We start from the raw sequence: 22,127 nt of genomic DNA on the forward strand, positions 1-22,127 counted from the left end.
AAGTATAAGGTTAGTATATATGAAACGTTCTCTCGACTCTAGAGTCGATTATAGTTTGCTCTTGCCAGTATTTTTTCTACTGGTTATTGGCGTAGTGGCTATCTACATAGCCGTTAGTCATGATTATCCAAACAATATTCTGCCCATTTTAGGGCAGCAGGTCGCCTGGATTGCCTTGGGGCTTGTGATTGGTTTTATCGTCATGCTCTTTAATACAGAATTTCTTTGGAAAGTGACCCCCTTTCTGTATATTTTAGGCTTGGGACTCATGGTCTTGCCGATTGTCTTTTATAATCCAAGCTTAGTTGCATCAACAGGTGCCAAAAACTGGGTATCGGTAAATGGTGTTACCTTGTTCCAGCCGTCAGAATTTATGAAGATATCCTATATCCTCATGTTGGCTCGTGTCATTGTCCAGTTTACCAAAAAACATAAGGAATGGAGACGTACAGTTCTGCTGGACTTCTTATTGATTTTCTGGATGATTCTCTTTACCATTCCAGTCCTAGTTCTTTTAGCACTTCAAAGTGACTTGGGGACGGCCTTGGTTTTTGTGGCTATTTTCTCAGGAATCGTCTTGCTATCAGGAGTTTCTTGGAAAATTATTATTCCAGTATTTGTGACTGCTGTAACAGGAGTTGCTGGATTCTTAGCCATTTTTATCAGTAAGGACGGTCGGGCTTTTCTCCATCAACTGGGAATGCCGACCTACCAAATCAACCGTATTTTGGCTTGGCTCAATCCATTTGACTTTGCCCAAACTACCACTTACCAGCAGGCTCAAGGGCAAATCGCGATTGGGAGTGGTGGCTTATTTGGTCAAGGTTTTAATGCTTCTAATTTGCTTATCCCAGTTCGAGAGTCGGATATGATTTTCACGGTCATTGCAGAAGATTTTGGCTTTATTGGCTCTGTTCTTGTTATTGCTCTTTATCTCATGCTGATTTACCGTATGTTAAAGATTACTCTTAAATCAAACAACCAGTTCTACACCTATATTTCCACAGGTTTGATTATGATGTTGCTCTTCCACATTTTTGAGAATATCGGTGCCGTTACTGGATTGCTTCCCTTGACTGGGATCCCCTTACCGTTCATTTCTCAAGGTGGATCGGCTATTATCAGTAACTTGATTGGTATTGGCTTGCTTTTATCGATGAGTTACCAGACAAACTTAGCTGAAGAAAAGAGCGGAAAAGTCCGATTCAAGCGGAAAAAGGTTGTATTAAAACAAATCAAATAAGGAGAAAATCATGGTTAAAGTAGCAGTTATGTTAGCTCAGGGCTTTGAAGAAATTGAAGCTTTGACAGTTGTGGATGTTTTGCGTCGTGCAAAAATTACTTGTGATATGGTAGGATTTGAAGAGCAAGTGACAGGTTCGCATGCAATCCAAGTCAGAGCAGATCGTGTCTTTGATGGTGATTTATCAGACTATGACATGATTGTCCTTCCTGGAGGGATGCCAGGTTCTGCACATTTGCGTGACAACCAGTCCTTGATTCAAGAATTGCAAAGCTTCGAGCAAGAAGGAAAGAAACTGGCAGCCATTTGTGCGGCGCCGATTGCCCTCAATCAAGCAGGAGTATTAAAAAACAAGCAGTACACTTGTTATGACGGTGTTCAAGAGCAAATCCTTGATGGGCAATACGTCAAGGAAACAGTAGTGGTAGATGGTCATTTGACAACCAGTCGAGGTCCCTCGACAGCTCTTGCCTTTGCCTATGAGTTGGTGGAGCAACTAGGCGGAGATGCAGAGGGTTTACGAACCGGAATGCTCTATCGAGATGTTTTTGGTAAAAATCAGTAAAACGGGAGTTAACCTCTCGTTTTTTTATGTGGAAAACTCAGGGAAATCATCGCTTTTTTAACGAAAAAATGGTATAATGAAAGCTATGAAATATCACGATTATATCTGGGATTTAGGTGGAACTTTACTGGATAATTATGAAACTTCAACAGCTGCATTTGTTGAAACATTAGCGCTGTATGGTATCACACAAGATCATGACAGAGTCTATCAAGCTTTAAAGGTTTCTACTGATTTTGCGATTGAGACTTTCGCTCCCAACTTAGAACATTTTTTAGAAAAGTACAAGGAAAATGAAGCCAGAGAGCTTGAACACCCTATTTTATTTGAAGGAGTTTCTGACTTATTGGAAGACATTTCAAATCAAGGTGGGCGTCATTTTCTGGTCTCTCATCGAAATGATCAGGTCTTGGAAATTTTAGAAAAAACCTCTATAGCAACCTACTTTACAGAAGTGGTGACTTCTAGCTCAGGTTTTAAGAGAAAACCAGATCCTGAGTCCATGATTTATTTAAGAGAAAAGTATCAGATTAGCTCTGGCTTAGTCATTGGTGATCGGCCGATTGATATTGAAGCAGGGCAAGCTGCTGGACTAGCTACCCACTTGTTAACCAGTATCGTGAATTTAAGACAAGTATTAGACATGTAAGAAAAAGGAATAAGATGACAGAAGAAATCAAAAATCTGCAGGCACAGGATTATGATGCCAGTCAAATTCAAGTTTTAGAGGGCTTAGAGGCTGTTCGTATGCGTCCAGGGATGTATATCGGATCAACCTCAAAAGAAGGTCTTCACCATCTAGTCTGGGAAATTGTTGATAACTCAATTGATGAGGCCTTGGCAGGATTTGCCAGCCATATTCAAGTTTTTATTGAGCCAGACAATTCGATTACTGTTGTCGATGATGGGCGTGGTATCCCAGTAGATATTCAGGAAAAAACAGGTCGACCTGCCGTTGAGACCGTCTTTACTGTCCTGCACGCTGGAGGAAAGTTTGGCGGTGGCGGATACAAGGTCTCAGGTGGTCTTCACGGAGTGGGATCTTCAGTAGTTAATGCCCTTTCCACTCAATTAGACGTTCATGTCCACAAAAACGGGAAGATTCATTATCAAGAATACCGTCGTGGTCATGTTGTTGCAGACCTTGAGGTGGTTGGAGATACGGATAAAACGGGAACAACAGTTCACTTCACACCGGACCCAGAAATCTTCACTGAAACAACAACATTTGACTTCGATAAATTAAATAAACGAATTCAAGAGTTAGCCTTTTTAAATCGTGGTCTTCAAATTTCAATCACAGATAAGCGTGAAGGTTTGGAACAAACCAAGCATTACCATTATGAGGGTGGGATTGCTAGCTACGTTGAATATATCAATGAGAACAAGGATGTAATCTTTGATACACCAATTTACACAGACGGTGAGATGGATGATATCACGGTTGAAGTAGCCATGCAGTACACAACGGGTTACCATGAAAATGTCATGAGTTTCGCAAACAATATTCATACCCATGAAGGTGGAACGCATGAACAAGGTTTCCGTACAGCCTTGACACGTGTTATCAACGATTATGCTCGTAAGAATAAGTTGCTTAAAGACAATGAAGACAACTTAACAGGGGAAGATGTCCGCGAAGGATTAACTGCAGTTATCTCAGTTAAACACCCAAATCCACAGTTTGAAGGACAAACCAAGACCAAACTGGGAAATAGCGAAGTGGTTAAGATTACCAATCGCCTTTTCAGTGATGCTTTCTCTGATTTCCTCATGGAAAATCCACAGATTGCCAAACGTATCGTTGAAAAAGGAATTTTGGCTGCTAAAGCTCGCGTGGCTGCTAAGCGTGCGCGTGAAGTCACTCGTAAAAAATCTGGTTTGGAAATTTCCAACCTCCCAGGGAAACTAGCAGACTGTTCTTCTAACAACCCTGCTGAAACGGAACTCTTCATCGTCGAAGGAGACTCAGCTGGTGGATCAGCCAAATCTGGTCGTAACCGTGAATTCCAGGCTATCCTTCCAATTCGCGGTAAGATTTTGAACGTTGAAAAGGCAAGTATGGATAAGATTCTTGCTAATGAAGAAATTCGTAGTCTTTTCACCGCGATGGGAACAGGATTTGGCGCAGAATTTGATGTTTCAAAAGCTCGTTACCAAAAACTCGTTTTGATGACCGATGCCGATGTCGATGGAGCCCACATTCGTACCCTTCTTTTAACTTTGATTTATCGTTATATGAAACCAATCCTAGAAGCTGGTTATGTTTATATTGCCCAACCACCAATCTATGGTGTCAAGGTTGGAAGCGAGATTAAAGAATACATCCAGCCAGGTGCAGATCAAGAAATCAAACTCCAAGAAGCTTTAGCCCGTTATAGTGAAGGTCGTACCAAACCGACCATTCAGCGTTATAAGGGGCTAGGTGAAATGGACGACCACCAATTGTGGGAAACAACCATGGATCCAGAACACCGCTTGATGGCTAGAGTTTCTGTGGATGATGCTGCAGAAGCAGATAAAATCTTTGATATGTTGATGGGGGATCGAGTAGAGCCTCGTCGTGAATTTATCGAAGAAAATGCCGTCTATAGTACACTTGATGTCTAAAAAATCGGGAGAAGTAGTTCCCTTGGTCTAAAAAATATGATATAATCATTACGATTGTTTCAAGTTAAAAAGGAGTTTAATATGTCTGGTAGTCTAGTAGTATATCTTATAATTGCAATTGCAATTATATTGCTGATTTCATATGCTATAGCAATTTATGTACGGAAACGCAATGAAAGTAAATTAGCAATTTTAGAAGAGAAAAAAGAAGAGCTGTACAATCTTCCGGTTAATGATGAAGTCGAAGCTGTAAAAAATATGCACTTGATTGGACAAAGTCAAGTGACTTTCCGTGAATGGAACCAAAAATGGGTTGATCTATCTCTTAACTCTTTTGCCGATATCGAAAATAATCTTTTTGAGGCAGAAGGCTATAACAACTCATTCCGTTTTTTCAAGGCCAGTCATCAAATTGACCAAATCGAGAGTCAAATTACCTTGATTGAAGAAGATATTGCGGCAATTCGTAATGCCTTGGCAGATTTGGAAAAACAAGAGTCTAAAAATAGTGGACGTGTTCTGCATACCTTGGACTTGTTTGAAGAGTTGCAACACCGAGTGGCTGATCATTCTGAAGAATATGGCCAAGGTTTATCTGAAATTGAGAAACAATTGGAAAATATCCAATCAGAGTTTTCTCAGTTTGTTACTTTAAACACTTCAGGTGACCCAGTAGAAGCTGCTGTGATTTTGGACAATGCTGAAAACCATATCTTAGCTTTGAGTCATATTGTTGACCGCTTGCCAGCGATTGTAAAAACATTATCTAAAGAGTTACCTGATCAATTGGAAGATTTGGAGGATGGTTACCGTAAGCTTTTAGATGCTAACTATCATTTTGCTGAAACGGATATTGAATCTCGCTTCCAATTGCTTTATGAAGCTTTGAAGAAAAACCACGAAAATATTGCACAATTAGAGTTGGATAATGCTGAGTATGAAAATACTCAAGTTCAAGAAGAAATCAATGCACTCTATGATATCTTTACACGAGAAATCGCTGCTCAAAAAGTAGTAGAAGGTTTAGTTGCAACACTTCCTACATATTTGAAACACATGAAAGATAGTAATGCTGTTTTAGTGGAAGATATTCAACGATTGAGTAACAATTACCTACTATCTGAAACGGATGTTAGTCATGTTCACAGATTACAAGCTGAGTTAGAGTCTTTGGAAGAATCAGTATTGGAGTTAACTTCTGAACAAGAGGAACATTCTGAGCCTTATTCATTGCTTGAAGAACGTTTAGAAAACTTACAAGCGACTTTGAAAGAAATTGAAGATGAACAAGTTGCAGTTAGTCAACGTCTTGCTCAGATTGAAAAAGATGATATCAATGCTCGCCAAAAGGCAAATGTTTATGTTAATCGTCTTCACACAATTAAGAGATATATGGAAAAACGCAATCTTCCAGGTATTCCTCAGAATTTCTTACAGTTGTTCTTTACAGCAAGTAACAATACTGAAGAGTTGATGGCTGAACTAGAAGAAGCTCGGGTCAATATCGAAGCTGTGAACCGGATGCTCGAAATTACAACAAATGATATGGAAGAACTTGAAGAAGAAACTTATAATATTGTTCAATATGCAACGTTGACAGAACAATTACTACAGTATTCGAACCGTTACCGCTCATTTGATGAACGAATTCAAGAAGCCTTTAATGAATCATTAGAAATTTTTGAAAAAGAATTTGATTACCATGCTTCATTTGATAAGATTTCGCAAGCTTTGGAAGTTGCAGAACCTGGTGTAACTAACCGTTTTGTGACTTCATACGAAAAGACACGTGAGACTATTCGTTTCTAATATAATAAAAAAGATTTGGTTCTGTGAGAAGCAGAACCAAATCTTTTTTATTTATTCATTGTTTTTAAAAAAGCCCAGTTACCAATTGATCTTGATCCGTATTTTAAATCCATAAATTCTAGTAGAATATAATCGTTTTTTTCGTAGAATGAGGCATTTCTAGCTGTATTAGTTATGAGACCCAAGTTCTTACAGCCTTTTGATTTAACATAGGGTTCAATCCCTTGTGTCAGAAAAGTACTGCCTATTCCCTGTCCCTTACTTTCTATATTGACAGCTAAAGCCATCAAATACCAATCAAACTCTCCTGATTGTTCTAAATGCTTCTTAGAACGTTTTACAAAGTCAAAGTATTTAAGGAGATTTTGTGGTCGAATGTAGCGAAAAATGTTTGTTCCACCATTTCGTAGATAGGATAGTATACAGAAATCCTTTTGTTGCAAAAGGGCAACTGCTAGTAATTCTCCATCTTGTTCCGCAACTAAACAGTTTCCTTTTTTAATATAGACTCTAGTAAGCAGAATTTGCAATATTTCTACAAAAGCAGGATAGGAGTCAGGTTTCTTCAAATCGTCTTTTAAAATTGTTAAAAAGGGATAGTCAAGAAAGGAATTGGCTAATAATTTTCCAATTTTTTCGCTTTCTTCAATTCTTGCCTCTCTATATATGATGTCTCCCATGTTTGTCTCCTTAATTATCTATAAAATCTTGTATGATAAGATTTCAAGATAAAAAATTGGAGATGATCCAAAAAGCAAGTTAGAACCTCGTTTTCTACTATAAGGTCCAAAAAGCTTTTTAAACTCTCCAATTTTTTATTTGGTTGGAATCGAAATTCCAATTAATTTTTCTGAATAGAGGGTTTTGATATTGGCTTCATCAATAGAGTCCTTATCAATTTTACGTTTCAAGAAAAATTCTTGAATGGCTTCGATTTCAGGTTCGCGGATAGCGCGGTGTTTGTTTGAGATGAGGATTTCATAGTGAAGCGGAGCTTGGGTAAAAATAACATCTGTATTACCTGCAGAATAAACCTCAACAAGGGTTGCATCTGTACTTTCTAGCTGGCTTTTTACCAGTTGCGAGTGTGAGTTTGTCGTATTGATAAGCTTCATAACATTTCCTCCGATTTTCTAATTCTATTATAGCACTTTTTGAATAAAGTAGCTTGATTTAGTCAATCTTATGCTGTTTTTTCCAAGATTGGATTGCCCATTTATGGCTACCACGTTTGAGATTTTCAATAGCCTCGTCAATAGGGAACCAGGCGATATGATTAAAGTCTTCTAGTGGCTTTTGCACTTCTTTGAAAGAAGTCGCTTCATAGAGGTAGGCAGGATTGTAGTAGTAGGTGTCACGATGACGAGAGTAGAAATATTCGTCAGCTTGTCCGTAATAGGCACCAATTTCAGCTGTGAAGCCAAGCTCTTCAATCAATTCACGTTTTAGGGCTTCTTGATGATTTTCACCTGCTTCAATTTCACCACCAGGTAAGAACCAAGCGCCATTAGGTGCTTGAACAAGAACAATTTGTTTTTGTTCAGCATCAGGGATAACTGCATATACGCCATAGCGTGACACATAGTCTGTATTTGCTTTCTTTTCTCCGAAAGTTGGGTTTGCCATTGCATTTTCCTCATTATCTAGTATCGTTATTATTATCATAATGGACAAAGGGCAAGCTGTCAAGAAATTACAGTTATTTTAGTAAAAAAGAAGCAGAAAAATTTCATTTTCTACTCCTTTTCTATAGGATTTATACTTCTTTTTCAGAAGTCTTTACTTCAGCTTTTTTGGCAGATTTGATTTGAATGTTACCCTTGCTGGTCATCACTGCCTTGAGGTCTTTTTCGCTTGGATTTTCAAGGTAGTAGTCAGTGATTGCGTCCTCAATATAGTCTTGAATAGTACGACGAAGTGGGCGCGCCCCCATTTTTGGATCATAACCGAGGTCAACCAATTTTTCCTTGACCTTGTCAGTTACATCCAAATGAATGTTGTTGCTAGAAAGGCGCTTGTTAACATCTGCTAGCATGAGCTCGACAATCTGAAGGAGGTTATCTTTGCTGAGAGCCTTAAATTCGATAATACCATCAAAACGGTTCATAAACTCTGGGCTAAAGAAGTTACCGAGTTCACCAAGAATAGAGTTGGTACGTCCTTCGCGAGCTGCCCCGAAACCAACGCTGGCTTCGGCCTTACCTGTACCTGCATTTGAAGTCATGATGATGATGGCATCCTTGAAGCTGACGGTACGTCCTTGCCCATCTGTCAAACGACCATCGTCTAAGACTTGTAGAAACATGTGCATAACATCTGGATGGGCTTTTTCCACTTCATCCAAGAGGATAAGTGAGTAGGGATTACGGCGGACTTTTTCAGTTAATTGCCCAGCCTCATCGTAGCCAACATAACCTGGAGGGGCGCCGACCAACTTAGCTACACTGTGTTTTTCCATGTATTCACTCATGTCAAAGCGAATCATGCTGTCAGCAGAACCAAAGAGTTCGATAGCTAGTTGTTTGGAAAGTTCTGTCTTACCGACACCAGTTGGTCCGACGAAGAGGAAGCTTCCGATTGGACGATTAGGGGTCCCAAGTCCGACACGATTACGGCGAATGGCCTTGGCAATCTTATCGACAGCATCGTCTTGCCCAATAACATGAGACTTGAGGTCTTCGGCTAGATGGATGAGTTGAGATTGTTCTTTCTCTTTTAAATCACCAACAGGGATATTGGTTTTCTGCTCGATAATGTGCTCAATGGTTTTTTCACTGATGATAGGAGTATCCTGGTCTGTGACCTTTTTCTTTTGCATTTCCTTATACTTGGCAATCTGGTCGCGGAAGTAGGCGGCCTTCTCAAAATCTTCCTCTCGTGTAGCTTGAGATTTAAGATTTTCAGCCTCAATCAAGCGTTGATCAATTACTTTAGGATCCACAAAATTCAAGGTCAAGTTCATCTTAGAACCAGCTTCATCTAGGAGGTCAATGGCCTTGTCAGGCAAGAAGCGATCTTGGATGTAGCGATTGGACAGAGTTGCAGCTGCTTCAATTGCAGCATCGGTATACTGAACGTGGTGGTAGTCTTCGTATTTCTTTTGAATTCCTTTGAGGATAGTAATTGTTTCCTCCACTGTTGGTTCATCGACCTTAACTGGTTGCATACGGCGCTCTAAGGCTGCATCCTTTTCAATGATACGGTATTCATTGAGGGTAGTAGCGCCGACCAGTTGCAGTTCCCCACGAGCAAGGGCTGGCTTGAGGATATTTCCTGCATCCATATTGCCATCGCCCGCAGAACCCGCACCGACTATTTCATGGATTTCATCGATAAAGAGAATGATGTCCTCACGTTTGCGAATTTCTTCCATGAGTTTTTGCATGCGTTCTTCAAATTGTCCACGGATACCTGTTCCTTGGACCAGGCTAACTACATCAAGACGGATGACCTGTTTGCCTTGTAGTTTATGTGGAACGTCGCCATCAACGATTTTCTGAGCTAGACCTTCGACAACGGCAGTTTTTCCGACACCAGGTTCACCGATAAGAACAGGATTATTCTTGGTTCTGCGATTGAGAATTTCGATGACACGGATAATCTCATCGTCGCGCCCAATAACGGGGTCAATATCTCCACGACGGGCAATTTCAGTTACGTTGATACCAAATTCTTCCAGCAGGCCTTTTTCTTGGCTTGGTGGAGGAGTTTGAGCAGGTCCACGATTTTGGGAACCATAACCGCCATTTCCACCGTAACCTCCACCTGATTGGGTTGGGAGAGTCGGTGGAGTGTTGTTAGAAGGTCTAAAATTGTTTAGGTCATTGAAGAAATCACCAAAGGGATCAAAGTCACGATTGTTCAGATCCGTAATACCTTTAAAGAGGCTATTGTTAGGATCTGTTTTGATAATCTTATAACAGTTTTGACAGAGGTCAATTTGTTTTTGCTTTCCATTGAGATTGGTATAAAGATGAATCGTTGAGTCATTGATTTTACAGTTTTGACAAAGCATACATCTACCTCATTTCTTTCTTTAGCTTGAATTGTCAAAAGGTCAATAATAGTCAAATTTCTATACTCTCATTATAACAGGATTGGGGTGTAAATCAAGTAAAAAGATTGCAGCTTTGAGAAGTTGCTACAATGAAAATTTTTGAGATTTTAGGGAATAAAAAAATCCTATTTGTGAGACAAAAAGGATTTTGGTTAGACATGCAGGGTGTAATCCCAGCTTGTTTTGTATTAGTAAAGGAGTTCGTAAATCTCCATTGCAATCAAGTCAATGCTATCAAACGTATAAGTTTCGCGAGCTTCGACATCACGAAGGGTGAAGATTGAGCCGTTTTCTTCGTCGTGGCTGTATGCAACTTCTGCAACAACAACTCCTTCGCGTTCAAAATTACGTTTTAAATTTCCGCCGTCTTTTGCCATTGCTTCAAGGCGGTTGATGATTCTAACCAAATGTGATTCCATTTTGATTCTCCTTCATTTCTTATCGTTACTATTTTACCATAAAGGAGGCCAACTTGCCTAGAAAAAACTAAGATTTCTCGCTAATTCTACTAGCTTAAAGTTTTTTTGAATAAATCGGATTAAAAGTTTGAATTTTAATTCAATTCATGTTATAATCATACAGTATTCTATTTTAGAAAGCAGTGTGACTATGAATTTTTCTTTTTTACCTAAGTATTTACCTTATTTTAACTATGGGGCTGTCGTGACGGTTCTCATTTCTATCTGTGTTGTCTTTTTGGGAACCATTTTGGGTGTTGTCTTGGCTTTTGGGCAACGTTCAAAGTTTAAACCGCTTGTTTGGCTGGCCAACTTGTACGTTTGGATTTTCCGTGGGACGCCGATGATGGTTCAGATTATGATTGCCTTTGCCCTTATGCATATCAATGCTCCGACTATTCAAGTTGGGATTTTGGGTGTTGATCTTTCTCGCTTGATTCCAGGGATTTTGATTATCTCTATGAACAGTGGTGCTTATGTTTCTGAGACTGTTCGTGCCGGAATCAATGCGGTTCCTAAGGGGCAGCTAGAGGCGGCTTATTCGCTAGGGATTCGTCCTAAAAATGCCATGCGTTATGTGATTTTGCCACAAGCAATCAAAAATATTTTGCCAGCATTGGGGAACGAATTTATCACCATTATCAAGGATAGTTCCCTCTTATCAGCTATCGGTGTTATGGAGTTGTGGAACGGAGCTACAACAGTTTCTACAACAACCTATCTACCTTTAACACCACTTTTATTTGCAGCCTTTTATTACTTGATTATGACCTCTATTTTGACAGTGGCCTTGAAAGCTTTTGAAAAACGTATGGGACAAGGAGATAAGAAATAATGACAGAAACCTTGATAAAAATTGAAAATTTACATAAATCCTTTGGAAAGAATGAAGTATTGAAGGGCATCAACCTCGAGATTAAACGTGGAGAAGTTGTCGTTATCATCGGTCCTTCGGGAAGCGGGAAATCTACCTTGCTTCGTTCTATGAATTTGTTGGAAGAAGCAACCAATGGGAAGGTTATCTTTGAGGGAGTTGATATTACGGACAAGAAGAATGACCTGTTTGCCATGCGTGAGAAGATGGGCATGGTTTTCCAACAATTTAATCTCTTTCCTAATATGACTGTGATGGAAAATATCACCTTGTCTCCTATCAAGACCAAAGGTGAGAGCAAGGAAGTTGCAGAGAAGAGAGCTCAGGAACTTTTGGAAAAAGTTGGTTTGCCAGATAAGGCAACTGCTTATCCACAGAGTTTGTCAGGTGGTCAGCAACAGCGGATTGCTATTGCGCGTGGTTTAGCTATGGAACCAGATGTTTTGCTCTTTGACGAGCCAACTTCAGCCCTGGACCCTGAAATGGTAGGTGAAGTGTTGGCTGTTATGCAAGACCTAGCCAAGTCAGGAATGACTATGGTTATCGTAACACATGAGATGGGATTTGCCCGTGAGGTGGCAGACCGTGTTATCTTTATGGCAGACGGTGTGGTTGTTGAAGACGGAACACCTGAACAGATTTTTGAACAAACCCAAGAACAACGGACTAAAGACTTCTTGAGTAAGGTTTTATAAGTTAGCTTTGTGGAGCTATTTGTAGCTAGCTTTACATGTAAAGTATAGATGAATGAAAAGCTCGAACTGAGCTTTTTCTTATAGTTTGAAACTATAAGATAGCCTAGGAAAGAAGTGTTAGAGGGGATTAGCAGTTTTTGGTATAATGGAAGATATTTGAAAGAAAAGAGAAGTGATATGACACAGATTATAGATGGGAAGGCTCTAGCAGCTAAGTTACAAGGACAGCTGGCTGAAAAGACTGCAAGATTAAAGGAAAAAACGGGGCTAGTACCTGGTTTGGTAGTGATTTTGGTTGGGGACAACCCTGCGAGCCAAGTCTACGTTCGAAATAAGGAACGTTCTGCCCTTGCGGCGGGATTCCGTAGTGAAGTTGTGCGAGTTCCAGAAACCGTTACCCAAGCGGAATTGTTAGACTTGATTGCCAAATATAATCAAGATCCAGCTTGGCATGGGATTTTGGTTCAGTTACCATTACCAAAACATATTGATGAAGAGGCAGTTTTGTTGGCCATTGACCCAGAAAAGGATGTGGATGGTTTCCATCCTCTAAACATGGGGCGTCTCTGGTCTGGTCATCCAGTCATGATTCCTTCTACACCTGCAGGGATTATGGAAATGTTCCATGAATACGGGATTGACTTGGAAGGTAAAAATGCGGTCGTTATCGGTCGTTCCAATATCGTTGGAAAACCCATGGCTCAGCTTCTGTTGGCAAAAAATGCGACAGTAACCTTGACTCACTCACGGACTCATAATCTTGCCAAGGTGGCTGCTAAAGCAGATATTCTGGTGGTCGCAATCGGTCGTGCCAAGTTTGTGACTGCTGACTTTGTGAAACCAGGTGCGGTTGTCATTGACGTTGGGATGAACCGAGATGAAAATGGCAAGCTTTGTGGGGATGTTGATTATGAGGCGGTTGCACCACTTGCCAGCCATATCACGCCAGTTCCTGGAGGTGTTGGTCCTATGACCATTACTATGCTAATGGAGCAAACTTATCAAGCAGCACTTCGGACATTGGATAGCAAATAAGAGAAAAATCGCTTAAGATAGTGTATTTTCTATAGCTATATCTAAAATGGCAGACATGAATATTAAATTTTCGATATAAGATTACAAAAGGAGGTCTGCGCCTCCTTTTTGTTGTATAATGGAGTGAGGTGATTAGATGATTTTAAAAATTTATAATGGGGAATATAGTTTACAATGGGATGGAATATACTACTTAGCACTAATTTATTATCCAAATATTCAAGAGTGGGAATTAGAAAAAATTGCTAAATTTATAGCTTACGAAAAACTTCATAAACGTCAAACAAGTATTGAGTGTGCTGATTCTTGTTTAAAAAAAGAAATTTTAGATTACATCTGTCAGCATCCCTTTTTTCCACCATTTACCCCTACAGATAAAAGAGTAGCCTCAACTTATGATCTACATAAGAGGTTAGTGACTTCAGACTACTGTAGTCATACTACGACTATAGATGCAGCGATTTCTATCTTTAAAACAGGTCAGCTCTTATCTGCTGTGAAAGCCTTTGGGCGAGATGCTGAGGAGTTGGTTTTGGATAGTCGAAATGCTGCATCGGATCCGATAGATTATTTTGACTATGTCATGTTAGGGTGGTCAAATACAAGTTCTGGTTATCGATTAGCAATGGAGCGTTTATTAGGTCGAGCTCCTTCAAAGAAAGAATTACAAGACAAGTTTATTCCTGGAGTGAGTTTTCATTTTATCTATACAGATTTAATTAAAGTTACTGGTTATATTTTTGATGGCTACCATGTTGCAAAAATTAAGGACATGGTGAATTTATTTAGTGAGTTGTATATTTGCATTATTCCAACTCATAATAAGAGCCAATTTGAAAATATTATTCCAACTAAAATACAAGATAGGGTGCATTATCTTGACTATGCTGGAGAAGACTTAGAAGAGTGGACTAAGAAAGTCTATCAAGTTGTTTTAAAACAATCAGATAAAGGATAGTTGAGGAAAAAACGATGAAAGTTATTGATCAAACCTTACTAGAAAAAGTCATTATTGAACGTTCTCGTGCAAGTCATAAAGGAAACTACGGTCGTTTGCTGTTGCTAGGTGGTACCTATCCTTATGGTGGTGCCATCATCATGTCTGCTTTGGCAGCTGTAAAAAGTGGAGCTGGTTTGGTGACTGTTGGAACAGATAGGGAAAATATCCCGGCTTTGCACAGTCATTTACCTGAGGCTATGGCCTTTTATCTGCAAGACCAGCAGTTGTTAAAAGAGCAATTGGAGAAGGCAGAAGTTGTTTTGCTGGGGCCTGGTTTACGAGATGATTCTTTTGGAGAAAATCTAGTAAAACAAGTCTTTGCTAGTTTAAAAAAGAATCAGATTTTGATTGTAGACGGAGGGGCCTTAACCATCCTTGCTAGGACAAGTTTGTCGTTTCCATCTAACCAGCTTATCCTAACTCCCCACCAAAAAGAATGGGAAAAATTATCTGGAATTACGATTGAAAATCAAAGCGAAGATGCAACAGCTAGTGCCCTGACTTCTTTCCCTCAAGGAACAATTTTGGTAGAGAAAGGTCCAACTACTCGTATTTGGCAAGTTGGCCAATCTGATTATTACCAGTTACAAGTTGGCGGTCCCTATCAGGCGACTGGGGGAATGGGAGATACTCTGGCTGGGATGATCGCAGGATTTGCAGGCCAATTCCGACAGGCCAGTCTCTACGAACGTGTGGCAGTAGCAACCCATCTTCATTCAGCCATAGCCCAAGAACTATCTCAAGAACATTATGTGGTCTTGCCGACGGAAATCAGCAGTCTTCTTCCCAAAAAAATGAAAAAAATATCTCAAAAAGGCACCTGATAGTTCAGGCGCCTTTATATCTTTTAGAAAAATCCTTTAATCTTTCCAACGAGGCCATCTAGACCTTCAGAACCAGAAATCAACTGCTGAGCTTGAGAGAAGTATTCTCCAAGTTGGTCTTGATTTTCTGCAACAAATGTTTTTGCAGCTTCGAAATCTTTTGTTTCGATTAATTCTTTTACTTGGTTAAACAAATCTAATGGGTTCATCTTATTTCTCCTTTTCTGTACTTAACTATTTAATCATCTTTATGATAAAAAATCAACTGTTGTTGCTTTTGGCTAGGACCTGTTTTTATCTACAAGTTCTCATAACTAAGATTCTAACTACCAAAACAAGGTGGACATAAAAATAAAAATGTTCGGTTTTTTCTAGTGTATCCATGAAATAAAAACGGATACATGTTATAATAGAAATAGCTCTTTAATGGAGGTGTTTGAGTGGAAAATCTGAAGAAAATGGCAGGTATCAAGGCTGCTGAATTTGTCAATGATGGGATGGTTGTCGGACTGGGAACGGGTTCTACTGCCTACTATTTTGTCGAAGAAATTGGTCGTCGTATCAAGGAAGAGGGATTGCAGATTACAGCAGTAACAACTTCTAGTGTGACTAGTAAACAGGCTGAAGGTCTTAAGATCCCACTCAAGTCTATTGACCAAGTGGATTTTGTCGATGTGACAGTCGATGGGGCGGACGAAGTGGATAGTCAGTTTAACGGAATCAAAGGCGGTGGAGGTGCCCTTCTCATGGAGAAGGTTGTGGCAACGCCCTCAAAAGAATACATTTGGGTGGTGGATGAAAGCAAGATGGTAGACAAACTAGGTGCTTTTAAATTGCCAGTAGAAGTGGTTCAGTATGGCGCAGAACAGGTTTTTCGTCGTTTTGAGCGAGCTGGCTATAAACCAAGTTTCCGTGAAAAAGACGGCCAACGTTTTGTGACTGATATGCAGAATTTTATCATTGACCTTGCCTTGGATGTCATTGAAGATCCAATTACTTTCGGACAAGAATTGGACCATGTCGTTGGCGTCGTGGAGCACGGCTTGTTCAACCAAATGGTGGATAAGGTCATCGTTGCTGGACGAGACGGGGTTCAGATTTTAACTTCAACAAAAGCAAGATAACTAAAATAATAAGGAGATACACTATGTCAAAATTTAATCGTATTCACTTGGTGGTACTAGATTCTGTAGGAATCGGTGCTGCACCAGATGCTAATAACTTTGTCAATGCAGGGGTTCCAGATGGAGCTTCTGACACACTGGGACACATTTCTAAAACAGTTGGTTTGAATGTGCCAAATATGGCTAAAATCGGTCTAGGAAATATTCCTCGTGCAACTCCTCTTAAGACTGTACCGGCAGAAAGCAATCCAACTGGATATGCAACAAAATTAGAAGAAGTATCTCTTGGTAAGGATACTATGACTGGACACTGGGAAATCATGGGACTCAACATTACTGAGCCTTTCGATACTTTCTGGAACGGATTCCCAGAAGAAATCTTGACAAAAATCGAAGAATTCTCAGGACGCAAGGTTATTCGTGAAGCTAACAAACCTTACTCAGGTACAGCTGTTATCGATGACTTTGGACCACGTCAGATGGAAACTGGGGAGTTGATTATCTATACTTCGGCTGACCCTGTTTTGCAAATTGCTGCCCACGAAGATATTATTCCTTTGGATGAATTGTATCGTATCTGTGAATACGCTCGTTCGATTACCCTTGAGCGCCCAGCCCTTTTAGGACGTATCATTGCCCGCCCGTATGTAGGTGAACCAGGTAACTTCACTCGTACTGCAAACCGTCGTGATTTGGCCGTATCTCCATTTGCCCCAACTGTTTTGGATAAATTGAATGAAGCTGGTATCGATACTTATGCTGTTGGTAAAATCAACGATATCTTTAACGGCGCTGGTATCAACCATGACATGGGTCACAACAAATCAAACAGCCACGGAATTGATACATTATTGAAGACCATGGGACTTGCTGAGTTTGAAAAAGGATTCTCCTTCACAAACTTAGTTGACTTTGATGCCCTTTATGGACACCGTCGCAATGCTCATGGCTACCGTGATTGCTTGCATGAGTTTGATGAACGCTTGCCTGAAATTATCGCAGCCATGAGGGAGAACGACCTTCTCTTGATTACTGCGGACCATGGAAATGACCCAACCTATGCAGGAACAGACCACACTCGTGAATATATTCCATTGTTGGCCTATAGCCCTGCCTTTAAAGGAAATGGTGTCATTCCAGTAGGACATTTTGCAGATATCTCAGCGACAGTTGCGGATAACTTTGGTGTTGAAACTGCCATGATTGGGGAAAGTTTCTTAGATAAATTGGTATAAGATGACGCGATATGCTTTACTTGTTCGGGGCATTAATGTCGGAGGGAAAAATAAGGTTGTCATGGCGCAACTTCGTCAAGAACTGACAGAGTTGGGAATTGAAAAAGTTGAAACCTACATCAACAGTGGCAATATTTTCTTTACTTCGACAGATGCCAAAGCCCGATTGGTCGAAATGTTAGAGGCTTTCTTTGAAATCCATTATCCATTTATTCAGAGCTTTTCTTTACTGAGTCTAGAGGAATTTGAAGCGGAACTTGAAAATCTGCCTGAATGGTGGACCAAAGATTTGGCTCGAAAAGATGTCCTCTTCTATACGGAGAGCTTGGATGTGGATCAAGTGATCGAGAAAGTGGACAGTTTGGAACTGGTAGATGAAGTCGTTCATTTCGGAAAACTTGGTATTTTCTGGGGGAAATTCTCTGAAGAATCCTACTATGCAACTGCCTATCACAAATACTTACTCAAGATGCCTTTCTACCGCCAAATCACCATTCGCAATGCTAAAACTTTTGACAAAATCGGTCAAATGCTAAAAAAATAATAAAGGAGACACAATGACGTTTTTAAATAAGATCAAGGAAACAGCTGACTTCCTGAAAGACAAGGGAATCCAAGCACCTGAGTTCGGTCTAATCCTTGGATCAGGTCTGGGAGAATTGGCAGAAGAAATCGAAAATCCAGTTGTAGTAGACTATGCAGATATTCCAAACTGGGGCCGTTCGACAGTAGTCGGACACGCTGGTAAATTGGTATACGGTGACCTTGCAGGTCGCAAGGTCTTAGCTCTTCAAGGTCGTTTTCATTTCTACGAAGGAAATCCTCTGGAAGTCGTGACTTTCCCAGTTCGTGTCATGAAAGTTCTCGGATGTGAAGGTGTCATTGTAACCAATGCTGCTGGAGGAATTGGATATGGTCCAGGTACTTTGATGGCTATCTCAGACCATATCAACATGACAGGTCAAAACCCATTGATGGGTGAAAACTTGGATGACTTTGGCCCACGTTTCCCAGATATGTCTAAGGCCTACACACCAGAATACCGTGCTACTGCCCATGAAGTGGCTAAAAAACTTGGTATCAAGCTTGATGAAGGTGTCTATATTGGTGTAACTGGTCCGACTTATGAAACACCAGCAGAAATTCGTGCCTATAAGACACTGGGAGCAGATGCCGTTGGTATGTCTACGGTTCCTGAAGTTATTGTGGCAGCTCACTCAGGCTTGAAAGTTCTAGGTATTTCATGTATCACTAACTTTGCTGCTGGCTTCCAAGAAGAACTGAACCACGAAGAAGTTGTAGAAGTAACCGAACGTGTCAAAGGTGATTTCAAGGGCTTGCTGAAAGCAATTCTTGCTGAATTGTAATCATGTTAAAAGAATCGAGGAGATTTTTTCGAAAGATTCCTTATAATTTTAGATTATTCCTAGCAGTAATTCTACAAGGAATAGTTACTGGTTTATCTGGTATATTTCTCCATTATCTTTTAGAGATGGTAGAGAGTCTAGCTTTTGGTCAGTCAGAGCATCATACTGGATTTTTGACAGATGGAGTTTCCTCGTCACGGATAGGATTAAGTTTAATAATCGTGGGTCTTGGCTCAGCCTTGGTCTGGTATTTCTTGCAAAAAGGGTCGAAGATTTATTCCATAAAAGCTCAGATGAAGGATGAGACTGCACAATACAAGCTTCATTTTTTAAGACAGCTATTTCATTCAATTTGGCAGATCATTGCAGTTGGAGGGGGAGCACCTATTGGTAAAGAAGCTGCGCCACGAGAGATTGGGACTCTATTTGCAGGACCAATTGGAAATATATGTATACTGTCTATAAAGGATCGTATTTTTCTCCTTGCTTGTGGTGCTGGTGCTGGTTTAGCGGCTGTTTATCAGGTTCCATTAACGAGCGTCTTCTTTGTTTTTGAAACCCTAGGAATTGCTCTATCTATTAAACGATTTGTCTTAGTCGGTTTGACTACCTATATCTCAACCTATATAGCAGGCTTGGTTATTTCAGATCAGGCTCTCTACCAGATTTCAGCCATCACGTGGTCATTAAAGGAAATATGGATTATTCCCTTATTACTTCTTTTCTTAACCCCACTAGCTTGGCTTTTTGGTCGCTTAAGTAAGGCAGCGTCTTCAAACAGAATAAAAGATAAACGAGTACTTCTCGCATTGCCTACAGCTTTTCTTTTTCTTGCTGGGTTGGCAAGTTATTTTCCACATCTACTTGGAAATGGACGGATGATGGCTCAGGAAGTATTGAATGGTAGCAATGGTAAAACAGTATTCCTCTTGTTTATCCTAAAAGCACTGGTCGTTCTTATTACTCTGTGGGCAGGGGCCTATGGTGGTACACTTACGCCATCTTTTGCTTTGGGGATAGCTGGAGCTGCCCTCCTTGGCATAATTCTAGGTGGAGATAGTAAGTTAACCATGTTGCTTTTGGGATCTGTTTGCTTTTTATCTGTGACCTTGATGGCTCCCTTGTCTGCAACTGGATTAGTAATAGGCTTCACGGGGATAGGTTTAGATTCTCTTCCTTATCTCTTAATAACGGCTTTCCTAGCTTATGACTTTGCAAAAATGTTAGATAGCTTTCCTTGGGCTAGCATACTGTGTCAGAAGTCAAAGAATAAAGTAATTAGGTAGGAAATGCCCATTTCTTCTAGTCAATGATTTGATTTAAAAGATTAAAAAAACTTTCAATTTATTTATAACTGTTTTAAATAAGAATGAAGTAGGCTTATTGGAGTCTTGATTGAATCCGATTTTTCCTAGCTATAAAATATAAAAATAAAAGTATATAATAGAAACATATAAAAAAGAAAGGTAGAGCGTGTGTTCTAATTTGAACACGAGCGGAAAACTCGGAAAATAGATAATCTGACTGAGAAATCAGGATTTCTCGTCAGATTCCTAATTTTCAGTCGTTTTCTTGTCGCTCTTTGTATCATAAATTATGTCTATCCATATTGCTGCTCAGCAGGGTGAAATTGCTGATAAGATTCTTCTTCCTGGGGATCCTCTTCGTGCTAAGTTTATTGCGGAGAACTTCCTTGAAGATGCTGTTTGTTTTAACGAAGTTCGTAACATGTTTGGTTATACTGGTACTTACAAGGGACACCGTGTTTCTGTCATGGGAACTGGGATGGGAATGCCATCTATTTCGATTTATGCGCGTGAGTTGATTGTTGACTACGGTGTGAAGAAATTAATCCGTGTGGGAACTGCAGGTTCTTTGAATGAAGATGTTCACGTTCGTGAATTGGTTTTGGCGCAGGCAGCTGCAACAAACTCAAACATCGTACGTAACGATTGGCCACAGTACGATTTTCCACAAATCGCTAGCTTTGATTTGCTAGACAAGGCCTACCATATTGCTAAAGAACTCGGTATGATAACTCATGTTGGGAATGTTTTGTCATCTGATGTCTTTTATTCAAACTACTTTGAAAAGAACATCGAGCTTGGTAAATGGGGAGTCAAGGCTGTGGAAATGGAAGCAGCAGCACTTTACTATCTGGCAGCCCAGCACCATGTTGATGCCCTTGCTATTATGACTATCTCTGATAGTTTGGTTAATCCAGACGAAGATACAACTGCAGAAGAACGCCAAAATACCTTCACCGATATGATGAAGGTTGGATTAGAAACCTTGATTGCAGAATAAAAGAAAACACAAAAGGAAAATTTTCTGGATGAAAATCTTCCTTTTTTAGTCATTCAGCCCATGCTGACCTTAATGAAACGTTACTCTATCGTCTATTTTTAAGAGATTGCAAGAAACAATCAATCTCTGCTTGAGAATAAAGAATACGCAACTTTTCTGGGTAAGTATTGCTTAAGTGTTGGTATCTTTCTTTAGCATTTTTTGTTCGTCCATCCCAAAGAATCCAGCGGATAAATTCCCAGTCAAAACGCTCAGGACAACCTGTGGCCATACTTTCTCTGACTTTTCCTTTGTATTTTAAATAGCGCTTAAAGGCTCTTAACAAACAATTCCATCGAGAAAAATTGAGAAAGATGATTTGGTCAGCTTCCTGCATTCTTTCTTCGTAATAGCACCAAGAATAATTACCATCGATGACCCAGGATTCATGCTTAGTGATAAAGTTTTTCATCTCGGTTAACATCCAATCACGGTCACTGTCTTGCCAACCAGGTTGAAATTGGAGTGTGTCCATGTGAAGTTTTGGGATGGAGTAGTGGTTAGATAATTTTTCTGCTAGAGTTGACTTACCAGAACCAGAATATCCGATAATTGCGATTTTCATTTTCTACCTTTTCCTATTTGGAGACAAAAAAACAGCCTCTATGGACTGTTTCTTATTTAGCAAGTTTAGCTGAAAGACGAGCTTTATCGCGGCTTGCTTTGTTTTTGTGAATCAAACCTTTAGTTTCTGCTTTATCGATAGCTGAGCTAGCAGCACGGAAAAGTTCTTCAGATGGGTTTGCTTCGAAAGCTTTGATAGCAGTACGCATAGCTGATTTTTGAGCTGAGTTCTTTTCGTTTTGTTTAACGTTCAATTCAGCGCGTTTGATAGCTGATTTAATGTTTGCCAATGTTCTTACCTCCATATTTACTAACTATACC

The 22,127-nt window shown here is 39.9% G+C and carries 23 protein-coding genes and 1 pseudogene; 16 read left to right on the forward strand and 8 right to left on the reverse strand.

All coding sequences use genetic code 11. From position 1 onward, the window contains the following. Positions 1-19 precede the first annotated feature (19 nt). The 5 genes from NMM26_RS03860 (at position 20) to ezrA (ending at position 6,227) form a co-directional block, all read left to right on the forward strand. On the forward strand, positions 20-1,243 hold the full coding sequence (locus NMM26_RS03860) for an FtsW/RodA/SpoVE family cell cycle protein (RefSeq protein ID WP_000830649.1): 1,224 nt from the start codon (positions 20-22) through the stop codon (positions 1,241-1,243). A gap of 10 nt (positions 1,244-1,253) precedes the next feature. Then, positions 1,254-1,808, forward strand: a complete 555-nt coding sequence (locus tag NMM26_RS03865) for a DJ-1 family glyoxalase III (protein WP_000241393.1) — start codon at positions 1,254-1,256, stop codon at positions 1,806-1,808. Between the two features lie 85 nt (positions 1,809-1,893). Continuing rightward, positions 1,894-2,457: an HAD family hydrolase gene (locus NMM26_RS03870; RefSeq protein WP_025171434.1), complete on the forward strand. Its 564-nt coding sequence runs from the start codon at positions 1,894-1,896 to the stop codon at positions 2,455-2,457. Positions 2,458-2,471: 14 nt separating this feature from the next. Beyond that, positions 2,472-4,418: a DNA topoisomerase (ATP-hydrolyzing) subunit B gene (gene gyrB, locus NMM26_RS03875; protein ID WP_049534471.1), complete on the forward strand. Its 1,947-nt coding sequence runs from the start codon at positions 2,472-2,474 to the stop codon at positions 4,416-4,418. A gap of 81 nt (positions 4,419-4,499) precedes the next feature. Then, positions 4,500-6,227, forward strand: a complete 1,728-nt coding sequence (ezrA, locus tag NMM26_RS03880) for a septation ring formation regulator EzrA (RefSeq protein ID WP_254753716.1) — start codon at positions 4,500-4,502, stop codon at positions 6,225-6,227. A 47-nt stretch (positions 6,228-6,274) separates the two neighbouring features. On the opposite strand, the gene NMM26_RS03885 is transcribed toward ezrA, so the two are convergent. The 5 genes from NMM26_RS03885 to NMM26_RS03905 form a co-directional block, all read right to left on the reverse strand. Next, entirely contained in the window at positions 6,275-6,907 is a 633-nt protein-coding gene (locus tag NMM26_RS03885) for a GNAT family N-acetyltransferase (protein WP_254753715.1), read from the reverse strand. A gap of 135 nt (positions 6,908-7,042) precedes the next feature. After that, the gene (locus tag NMM26_RS03890; RefSeq protein WP_000767189.1) at positions 7,043-7,342 is read right to left on the reverse strand and encodes a DUF1827 family protein; all 300 of its coding nucleotides are present in this window, start codon (positions 7,340-7,342) and stop codon (positions 7,043-7,045) included. A 58-nt stretch (positions 7,343-7,400) separates the two neighbouring features. Further along, a complete protein-coding gene (locus NMM26_RS03895) occupies positions 7,401-7,853 on the reverse strand; it encodes an NUDIX hydrolase (RefSeq protein WP_020902950.1) in 453 nt (150 codons plus the stop codon). A gap of 130 nt (positions 7,854-7,983) precedes the next feature. After that, positions 7,984-10,242, reverse strand: coding sequence for an ATP-dependent Clp protease ATP-binding subunit (locus NMM26_RS03900; protein WP_254753714.1), 2,259 nt, complete (start codon positions 10,240-10,242; stop codon positions 7,984-7,986). 230 nt (positions 10,243-10,472) lie between these two features. Continuing rightward, positions 10,473-10,703, reverse strand: coding sequence for a DUF1797 family protein (locus NMM26_RS03905; protein ID WP_000443570.1), 231 nt, complete (start codon positions 10,701-10,703; stop codon positions 10,473-10,475). A gap of 190 nt (positions 10,704-10,893) precedes the next feature. Between NMM26_RS03905 and NMM26_RS03910 the strand changes: the two genes are divergently transcribed. The 5 genes from NMM26_RS03910 (at position 10,894) to NMM26_RS03930 (ending at position 15,170) form a co-directional block, all read left to right on the forward strand. After that, a complete protein-coding gene (locus NMM26_RS03910) occupies positions 10,894-11,577 on the forward strand; it encodes an amino acid ABC transporter permease (RefSeq protein ID WP_001011642.1) in 684 nt (227 codons plus the stop codon). Then, positions 11,577-12,311 carry an amino acid ABC transporter ATP-binding protein gene (locus NMM26_RS03915; RefSeq protein WP_084929995.1) on the forward strand — a complete coding sequence of 245 codons (735 nt, stop codon included), beginning with the start codon at positions 11,577-11,579 and terminating at the stop codon, positions 12,309-12,311. Before NMM26_RS03910 ends, NMM26_RS03915 begins: the two co-directional genes overlap by 1 nt. A 177-nt stretch (positions 12,312-12,488) precedes the next feature. Next, positions 12,489-13,346, forward strand: coding sequence for a bifunctional methylenetetrahydrofolate dehydrogenase/methenyltetrahydrofolate cyclohydrolase (locus NMM26_RS03920; protein WP_254753713.1), 858 nt, complete (start codon positions 12,489-12,491; stop codon positions 13,344-13,346). Positions 13,347-13,482: 136 nt separating this feature from the next. Continuing rightward, positions 13,483-14,304, forward strand: coding sequence for a phosphate ABC transporter ATPase (locus NMM26_RS03925; protein WP_254753712.1), 822 nt, complete (start codon positions 13,483-13,485; stop codon positions 14,302-14,304). A 14-nt stretch (positions 14,305-14,318) separates the two neighbouring features. Further along, positions 14,319-15,170, forward strand: coding sequence for an NAD(P)H-hydrate dehydratase (locus tag NMM26_RS03930; protein WP_254753711.1), 852 nt, complete (start codon positions 14,319-14,321; stop codon positions 15,168-15,170). 23 nt (positions 15,171-15,193) lie between these two features. Here NMM26_RS03930 and NMM26_RS03935 read toward each other — a convergent pair whose 3' ends face one another. Then, a complete protein-coding gene (locus tag NMM26_RS03935) occupies positions 15,194-15,379 on the reverse strand; it encodes a hypothetical protein (protein ID WP_001068557.1) in 186 nt (61 codons plus the stop codon). 231 nt (positions 15,380-15,610) lie between these two features. On the opposite strand from NMM26_RS03935, the gene rpiA reads away from it, so the two are divergent. The 6 genes and pseudogenes from rpiA (at position 15,611) to deoD (ending at position 21,203) form a co-directional block, all read left to right on the forward strand. Beyond that, the gene (rpiA, locus tag NMM26_RS03940; protein WP_000429282.1) at positions 15,611-16,294 is read left to right on the forward strand and encodes a ribose-5-phosphate isomerase RpiA; all 684 of its coding nucleotides are present in this window, start codon (positions 15,611-15,613) and stop codon (positions 16,292-16,294) included. Positions 16,295-16,317: 23 nt separating this feature from the next. Next, entirely contained in the window at positions 16,318-17,529 is a 1,212-nt protein-coding gene (locus NMM26_RS03945; protein WP_254753710.1) for a phosphopentomutase, read from the forward strand. 1 nt (position 17,530) lies between these two features. Next, positions 17,531-18,086, forward strand: a pseudogene (locus tag NMM26_RS03950) (DUF1697 domain-containing protein); the annotation flags it as partial. Next, a complete protein-coding gene (locus NMM26_RS03955) occupies positions 18,087-18,896 on the forward strand; it encodes a purine-nucleoside phosphorylase (protein ID WP_254753708.1) in 810 nt (269 codons plus the stop codon). A 2-nt stretch (positions 18,897-18,898) separates the two neighbouring features. Further along, positions 18,899-20,182, forward strand: coding sequence for a chloride channel protein (locus NMM26_RS03960; protein WP_254753707.1), 1,284 nt, complete (start codon positions 18,899-18,901; stop codon positions 20,180-20,182). A 310-nt stretch (positions 20,183-20,492) separates the two neighbouring features. Next, positions 20,493-21,203: a purine-nucleoside phosphorylase gene (gene deoD / locus NMM26_RS03965; protein ID WP_219966752.1), complete on the forward strand. Its 711-nt coding sequence runs from the start codon at positions 20,493-20,495 to the stop codon at positions 21,201-21,203. An 85-nt stretch (positions 21,204-21,288) separates the two neighbouring features. Here the strand turns inward: deoD and NMM26_RS03970 are convergent, their stop codons facing one another. Both NMM26_RS03970 and rpsT read right to left on the reverse strand, forming a co-directional pair. Beyond that, positions 21,289-21,807, reverse strand: coding sequence for a DNA topology modulation protein (locus NMM26_RS03970; protein ID WP_254753705.1), 519 nt, complete (start codon positions 21,805-21,807; stop codon positions 21,289-21,291). Between the two features lie 52 nt (positions 21,808-21,859). Continuing rightward, positions 21,860-22,096 (reverse strand): 30S ribosomal protein S20, encoded by a 237-nt coding sequence (gene rpsT, locus NMM26_RS03975; protein WP_001274000.1) that lies wholly within the window; start codon positions 22,094-22,096, stop codon positions 21,860-21,862. Between the last annotated feature and the right edge of the window lie 31 nt (positions 22,097-22,127).

Source organism: Streptococcus sp. CF7_Ac1-8 (assembly GCF_024295435.1).
Taxonomy (GTDB): domain Bacteria; phylum Bacillota; class Bacilli; order Lactobacillales; family Streptococcaceae; genus Streptococcus; species Streptococcus mitis_AP.

Coding starts and splice junctions, on each gene's coding strand:
- NMM26_RS03955 (WP_254753708.1), top strand. CDS start 18,087: ATGACGTTTTTAAATAAGATCAAGGAAACAGCTGACTTCCTGAAAGAC.
- NMM26_RS03900 (WP_254753714.1), bottom strand. CDS start 10,242: ATGCTTTGTCAAAACTGTAAAATCAATGACTCAACGATTCATCTTTAT.
- NMM26_RS03905 (WP_000443570.1), bottom strand. CDS start 10,703: ATGGAATCACATTTGGTTAGAATCATCAACCGCCTTGAAGCAATGGCA.
- NMM26_RS03860 (WP_000830649.1), top strand. CDS start 20: ATGAAACGTTCTCTCGACTCTAGAGTCGATTATAGTTTGCTCTTGCCA.
- NMM26_RS03920 (WP_254753713.1), top strand. CDS start 12,489: ATGACACAGATTATAGATGGGAAGGCTCTAGCAGCTAAGTTACAAGGA.
- NMM26_RS03910 (WP_001011642.1), top strand. CDS start 10,894: ATGAATTTTTCTTTTTTACCTAAGTATTTACCTTATTTTAACTATGGG.
- NMM26_RS03935 (WP_001068557.1), bottom strand. CDS start 15,379: ATGAACCCATTAGATTTGTTTAACCAAGTAAAAGAATTAATCGAAACA.
- NMM26_RS03895 (WP_020902950.1), bottom strand. CDS start 7,853: ATGGCAAACCCAACTTTCGGAGAAAAGAAAGCAAATACAGACTATGTG.
- NMM26_RS03885 (WP_254753715.1), bottom strand. CDS start 6,907: ATGGGAGACATCATATATAGAGAGGCAAGAATTGAAGAAAGCGAAAAA.
- NMM26_RS03925 (WP_254753712.1), top strand. CDS start 13,483: ATGATTTTAAAAATTTATAATGGGGAATATAGTTTACAATGGGATGGA.
- gyrB (WP_049534471.1), top strand. CDS start 2,472: ATGACAGAAGAAATCAAAAATCTGCAGGCACAGGATTATGATGCCAGT.
- NMM26_RS03945 (WP_254753710.1), top strand. CDS start 16,318: ATGTCAAAATTTAATCGTATTCACTTGGTGGTACTAGATTCTGTAGGA.
- NMM26_RS03930 (WP_254753711.1), top strand. CDS start 14,319: ATGAAAGTTATTGATCAAACCTTACTAGAAAAAGTCATTATTGAACGT.
- NMM26_RS03970 (WP_254753705.1), bottom strand. CDS start 21,807: ATGAAAATCGCAATTATCGGATATTCTGGTTCTGGTAAGTCAACTCTA.
- NMM26_RS03870 (WP_025171434.1), top strand. CDS start 1,894: ATGAAATATCACGATTATATCTGGGATTTAGGTGGAACTTTACTGGAT.
- NMM26_RS03890 (WP_000767189.1), bottom strand. CDS start 7,342: ATGAAGCTTATCAATACGACAAACTCACACTCGCAACTGGTAAAAAGC.
- ezrA (WP_254753716.1), top strand. CDS start 4,500: ATGTCTGGTAGTCTAGTAGTATATCTTATAATTGCAATTGCAATTATA.
- NMM26_RS03960 (WP_254753707.1), top strand. CDS start 18,899: ATGTTAAAAGAATCGAGGAGATTTTTTCGAAAGATTCCTTATAATTTT.
- NMM26_RS03915 (WP_084929995.1), top strand. CDS start 11,577: ATGACAGAAACCTTGATAAAAATTGAAAATTTACATAAATCCTTTGGA.
- deoD (WP_219966752.1), top strand. CDS start 20,493: ATGTCTATCCATATTGCTGCTCAGCAGGGTGAAATTGCTGATAAGATT.
- NMM26_RS03865 (WP_000241393.1), top strand. CDS start 1,254: ATGGTTAAAGTAGCAGTTATGTTAGCTCAGGGCTTTGAAGAAATTGAA.